At 43.8% G+C, this 5,486-nt stretch carries 5 protein-coding genes and 1 pseudogene; 3 read left to right on the forward strand and 3 right to left on the reverse strand.

Annotation, left to right across the window (positions count from 1 at the left end; translation table 11 throughout):
* A partial coding sequence (locus ACP45E_RS16420; RefSeq protein WP_069585278.1) for an ROK family transcriptional regulator occupies positions 1-884 on the reverse strand: 884 nt, incomplete at its 3' end.
* Between the two features lie 263 nt (positions 885-1,147).
* Here ACP45E_RS16420 and pyk point away from each other — a divergent pair.
* Positions 1,148-2,593 carry a pyruvate kinase gene (gene pyk, locus ACP45E_RS16425; protein WP_069585279.1) on the forward strand — a complete coding sequence of 482 codons (1,446 nt, stop codon included), beginning with the start codon at positions 1,148-1,150 and terminating at the stop codon, positions 2,591-2,593.
* A gap of 45 nt (positions 2,594-2,638) precedes the next feature.
* Here the strand turns inward: pyk and ACP45E_RS16430 are convergent, their stop codons facing one another.
* Both ACP45E_RS16430 and ACP45E_RS16435 read right to left on the reverse strand, forming a co-directional pair.
* A complete protein-coding gene (locus ACP45E_RS16430) occupies positions 2,639-3,850 on the reverse strand; it encodes a patatin-like phospholipase family protein (RefSeq protein WP_017036959.1) in 1,212 nt (403 codons plus the stop codon).
* A gap of 13 nt (positions 3,851-3,863) precedes the next feature.
* Positions 3,864-3,953, reverse strand: a complete 90-nt coding sequence (locus ACP45E_RS16435) for a YnhF family membrane protein (RefSeq protein ID WP_017034043.1) — start codon at positions 3,951-3,953, stop codon at positions 3,864-3,866.
* Between the two features lie 170 nt (positions 3,954-4,123).
* On the opposite strand from ACP45E_RS16435, the gene ACP45E_RS16440 reads away from it, so the two are divergent.
* Together ACP45E_RS16440 and ACP45E_RS16445 are read left to right on the forward strand one after the other, a co-directional pair.
* A complete protein-coding gene (locus ACP45E_RS16440) occupies positions 4,124-4,708 on the forward strand; it encodes an outer membrane beta-barrel protein (protein ID WP_017036960.1) in 585 nt (194 codons plus the stop codon).
* A 475-nt stretch (positions 4,709-5,183) separates the two neighbouring features.
* Positions 5,184-5,486 (forward strand): annotated as a pseudogene (locus ACP45E_RS16445) (sodium-dependent transporter); the annotation flags it as partial.

A 5,486-nucleotide genomic window follows, 5' to 3' on the forward strand; every position in this document is an offset into this window, starting at 1 on the left:
ACCGCTCTTCCGATCTCACTTAATTCCGAAGCTTCACCGTTATCGATGCGCCTTGCCACCTCTTCTCGAATCGCTTGAGAGCTGGCAACCGTCTCAAGACAGCCTCGATTACCGCAATGGCATCGTTTTCCGTTAGGGTCGATTTGAATATGACCCAGTTCGCCAATGTTTCCATGACGACCTTGTAACACTCGACCGTCTAGAATAATGCCCGCGCCTAACCCATGGTGAATAGAGATAAGCACTGAATTATCATTGTCTTGTGAGTGGCCGAACAATTTTTCGGCCAAAGCCCAGGCTCGGGTATCGTTAGCGACGAAAACAGGTAGCCCAGTCGCTTTATAAATTTCAGGGCCCAACGCCAAGTTCTGCACATTGTAGTGCGGCATTTGCAGTACGATACCGTCTTCCGAATTAACCAGCCCTGGCAAGGTAATCGCAATGCTGGTCACTCTATCAAGCTGCTCTGAATAAGTTTGAAAAAACTCATCAATTTCATGCAATAAACGCGCTAAGACATCATCTTGATCGAGTTCATGAATGTCAATTTTGGTATCGATTAGAACATCACCACCGAGCTCATGAAGCGCAATGGTCAAATAACCGCGGCCTAAACGCATCGACAGAAACTGCCAGCCTTGATTATTCACTTGCAAGCCAACCGCAGGGCGACCTCGACTGGTCGATTCCTGAACCGTCGTTTCATGAATAAGATGAGACTCTATTAACTCACGAGTAATTTTAGTAATACTTGCAGGTGCAAGTGAACTCTTCTTCGAAAGATCAATTCGAGAAATAGGACCATTTTGGTCTATGAGTTTATAGACACGACCAGCGTTGACCTGCTTAATATGATCAATGTGACCGGGTTGAGCCATGTACATGATGTACTCCAAAAATCAGCAACATATTAATTTTTTTACTTTGCGAAGTAATTGTGAAGTGCTTTGATAGTATGCCGTGACAGGTATCACGGAGAAAAACCCATCTTTGCGGAAGACGTCGAATTGTTAAGGATTATTCACCCGCTTTTTTTTCCAGTCGCAAAGTAATTATCTGATCAATGTTGAAATATCAATGATTCACCTCACCAAATTACCCACACTGCATATACTTAGAAAAGCAATGGAATGTTTAGGAGAACAGGATGACCTCAGCAACACGAAGAACAAAGATTGTAACGACCCTTGGCCCTTCTACCGATAAAGGCGATAACCTCCTCGAAATAATAAAAGCTGGAGCCAATGTTGTCAGGATGAATTTTTCCCATGGCACGGCCGAAGACCACAAAAATCGAGCAGAAAAAGTACGCGAAATCGCCGCAAAATTGGGAATACACATAGCCGTGTTAGGCGATTTGCAAGGACCTAAAATTCGTGTCTCAACGTTCAAAGAGGGAAAAATAACACTCAACCCAGGCGATCGATTTACTCTGGATAGCGACCTAGGACCTGGTGAGGGCGACCAAGACGCCGTGGGGCTGGATTACAAAGAACTGCCCAATGATGTGGTAGCCAATGACATTTTACTTCTTGATGATGGTCGAGTTCAGCTAGAAGTTGTCTCGGTGGAAGGCAACAGAGTCCACACTATCGTCACGATTGGTGGTCAGCTTTCAAATAACAAAGGCATCAATAAGAAAGGCGGTGGCCTTTCCGCTGACGCATTAACTGAAAAAGACAAGAGAGATATTCTTCTCGCCGCTGAGCTAAAAGTGGACTATTTAGCCGTTTCATTCCCGAGAAATGGGGAAGATATGAACTATGCGAGACGCTTAGCAAGAGATGCAGGTTTAGAAGCCAATTTAGTGGCCAAAGTGGAGCGCGCTGAAACCGTCGCAACCGTAGAAAATATGGATGACATCATTATGGCTTCAGACTCAGTCATGGTGGCCAGAGGAGACTTAGGGGTTGAGATTGGAGACCCTGAATTAATCGGTGTCCAAAAACAGCTAATACAACGCGCTCGTGCCTTAAATCGTACCGTCATTACTGCAACTCAGATGATGGAGTCAATGATTTACGCCCCAATGCCAACTCGTGCTGAGGTGATGGATGTGGCGAACGCTGTCCTCGATGGTACTGATGCCGTCATGCTTTCAGGAGAAACTGCAGCAGGGGCTTATCCAGTTGAAACGGTAAAATCAATGGCGGAAGTGTGTGTCGGTGCAGAGAAAAAAGCCCTAGAAAGCACATCAAGCTACCGGATTGACCGACGTTTTGTGACGGCTGAAGAGACCATTTCAATGGCAACCATCTACTCGGCTAATCATATGGAAGGGATCAAAGGCATGGTGGCCTTAACGGAATCTGGCCGAACGGCCTTAATGATGTCTCGCTTAAGTTCAGGGTTACCCATTTTTGCTCTGTCTAGAAATGAAGGTACGTTGAATCGTTGTAGTATGTATCGAGGTGTCACACCGCTTTATTTTGATACCTCGGCAGAATCAGGGTTTGACGTCGCGTTAGAAGCGCTTCAATCCCTCAAGGAGCGTAAATTGGTTGAATTTGGCGATATTTTGATCATCACTCAAGGCGATATTATGGATGTCGCAGGTTCAACCAACTGCCTAAGAATATTGCCCGTCACCTAATCACGGCTCTTTAAGGCAAGTAACGAACATGATTTAGCTTCTCGCTTAATCGAAATCATAAAGTAAAGGCTCACTGTGTGGGCCTCGCTTTATTCCCTCGTTTGGCTTTATCTTCGAATACATTTCAACAAACTTTTGACCTGCATCTAAACCAAGCTGATAATCGTGCTGAAGATCTTCTTTTTTACTCATCAATGAATTGGATTTTAAGGGGCTATCTGGTTTTATCTGTACAATAAAGCAATCATCTGGCGGGTGATGTAAAAAGTCTCGCGTTAATGAATAGGTTTGGTAATGCGCCATCAACATATCAGCCAGACCTGAATCAAATTTATCCCCAACTAAATGACTTAATCGATAGATATCGTCAGCACCAAATAACCATCGCCCTCCATTGACCAACTCAAGATGATTAGCGTCGTTTTTTTGCTGCTTTGATTTAGTGATCTGCTGTTGAAAAAAACCGTTCCAATCTAACTTCCACTGATCCAACTTTCCTTGCCACTGCTCTTGAATGGCATTCAATGATTCTCGGTACCACTCCACACGACGAGCAGGAGTATTATGAAGAGAGGCGGAGTTAAGAGAAACAGTCGTAGACGGCTCAGGCTCAATCCCGCTGCCTTCTGTGCGAATAACAACGATACAACGCGCTTCATTGCGCCACGCTTGCTGCACTGGGATTGCCGCTGAAACACCACCATCCACGAATGGCTCACCTCCGACCATCACCTCATTCGGATAAAGACGAGGTATCGCACAAGTAGCAACCATCACCTCGTACCAATCATCGGCGAGCATGGGTAAATAGTGGTCATGTAACGTGGTGCTGTGGGTGACCGCTGCGAACGCCTTTCTCTCACCCAACACCATACGACCCATATCAATATCGAGTTTATATGGGTAATGACAGATACTATCGATGGCCCATTCCAGACCTAAATACTGCTTACGACGAATGTAATGAAAGAGACTAAAAAATCGAGGATCCGTCGTGAGGTCAACAAGAAATGAGTGGCCTAACCCTTTTTGACGACAAAGAAAGGCACAGAGGTTCAATGCACCTGCCGATGTACCATAAAACTCATGAAAAGGGTCAAAATTTGACAGTAGGAAGGCATCTAAGACGCCAGAGGTAAAAATACCGCGTTGCCCTCCCCCTTGTGCAACAAGCGCATGTTTCCCACCAATGTAATGCGAGAGCTGATTGGTATCAACTTGCGTCAATAAATTCGTCACAACGCCACTATTTCTCATCAATAATGCACCGTTAATGGGTGATAACAATCGCTCCATAACCCAGCAAAACCGTAAAGATTGTTGCTGTGATAATGAGTGAATATTTTAAGTCTTGATCCATAAAGTCCTCCTTGCTCTTCTAAAAGTAATAACAGCAGTGTGAAGTATCTTCAAATTATGTGTATTTTCTAAGCACAATTATGCTGTTAGCCTCACACTTGGGTACGAGACTCAGAGATTTACACTTAGATATCACACCGACGTGTCAAAAAGCAGCGAGGGCCATTCATTATGTACAGTTTTACCAAAGTCTTGGGGCTAGGTATGTTACTCATGAGTTCGGTGGCCGAAGCCGATTTCTACCTGACTCCCTGGGTAGGTTACACCGGGGGAGGCGCAGTGGTTGACCAAAATGATATTGAATACGATATCAAAGAATCCGAAAGCTACGCCATTACCTTAGAAAGTACCCTCGAACAGGGTCGAATTGGCGTATTTTACAGTCAACAAAATAGCCGCATTGAAACGCTCAATGAAAACAGCACGATTCAGTACCTGCACTTTCAAAGCAGCATCTATTATCCAGTCCAAGACAGATTCAAAACTTATGTTGGCGTCGGACTTGGTATGTCTTATGTCGATGTGGATTGGGCCAGTGACAAATATGGCTTCTCAGCCAGCATGTTTGGTGGATTTGAATATGAAATCAACGACACCTTTTCACTCAATAGCCAGTTGCGTTGGCTGGGTACCGTTGTGGATAACGAAACATCGGGGATTTGTAATCTACCGACCGAAGAATCTTGTACAATTCGATTTAAAACCGACTGGATGAATCAATTTTCAGCCAATGTAGGGCTAGTCGTACGTTTCTAGCTTACGTTCAAATCCAACCGATTGATGCTAAAAAGTGATGACATTATAGTCATACACTCTAACTGACAATTCAGTCCATTAAGTTGCCCTTTCAAACCAATACAGAGCATGAGTCTTATATATCGCCATTATTTAACATATAAACCCAGTTTTGCTGCTCCAGATCAACATATTCACTACATACATGCTAACTCCCATATCGCATATTGTGTTGCACTCAACTCATTATATCGGTAGTCTCCCAATTAATGCGTAGCTGAATATTTCAGTTTTTGCAAACACACATGACACAATAAAGAACAATATTCTGAGTTTTCTTGTGGTAGTTAGAATAAAAAACTAACTTTTAACAATATCACGGATGATAGAGCAAATATTCAATAGAAATATAGCTAGCAACATTTGTCACTCCTATTTATCGTTAAATTAGCCGAAGAAAAGCTTCATTCCTCAGGGAGTTGTAAAGGAGTTTAATATGAAGCGAGAACAATGGGGATCACGTGCTGGATTTATTTTGGCGGCGGTAGGATCGGCAATAGGCTTAGGAAATATTTGGCGTTTCCCTTATATGGCCTACGAAAACGGCGGTGGCGCATTTTTTATCCCTTACCTTTTTGCCATGCTGACTGCTGGTATTCCATTTATGATCATGGAATTCAGTATGGGGCAGAAAAACCGCGGTTCAGCACCCATATCACTGTCTAAGATCCATCATAAGTTTGAATGGCTCGGCTGGTTCCAAGTAGGTATCGCAGCCTCAATAGATCGGAAGAGCGGT

Source organism: Vibrio genomosp. F10 str. 9ZD137 (genome assembly GCF_049974785.1).
In the GTDB taxonomy this organism is placed as follows: domain Bacteria; phylum Pseudomonadota; class Gammaproteobacteria; order Enterobacterales; family Vibrionaceae; genus Vibrio.